Here is a 535-nt window from a genome sequence, read left to right as displayed (position 1 = left end):
GACCGAAACCCCCGACGATCCCAACCTGATTGGTGCACTGGGCATGGCGTATATGCGCAGCGGCGATCGCCCCAAAGCCTTGGCACTGTTCCAGCAAGCGAAAACGGCCGACATCAATAATGAAAACAGCGACAAATGGGATGCGCTCATTAAAAGCACCCGCTACTGGCTGGAAATTGATGCTGGCGATCGCGCACTGAAAGCCAATAATCTGGCGCAGGCGCAACAGCACTATCAGCAGGCCCAACAGGTGGACAGCAATGATGCCTACGCCCTTGTCGGGCTCGGTGACGTAGCTGGCGCACGACAGGATGACGCCGCCGCCAAGCGTTTTTATCAGCAGGCATTACAGCGGGAACCCACTAACAGCGGTGCGATTCGCGGCATGGCCGCCCTCTATGGCCGCCAATCGCCACAGGCGGCGCTCGCTTATATCAACAATCTCCCTGCGGCCCAACGTCAACCGCTGCAAGAGACGTTGACCGCACTCAAGCGCGATATCACCACCCAGCAAGCCGATAGTCTGGCGGAACAA

1 pseudogene is annotated in these 535 nt (G+C 58.3%); it reads left to right on the top strand.

From position 1 onward, the window contains the following. Positions 1 to 535 (top strand): annotated as a pseudogene (locus J5224_RS34850) (cellulose biosynthesis protein BcsC); the annotation flags it as partial.

Source organism: Candidatus Symbiopectobacterium sp. NZEC135, assembly GCF_025962695.1.
This window is presented reverse-complemented; position numbering and strand designations above follow the sequence as displayed.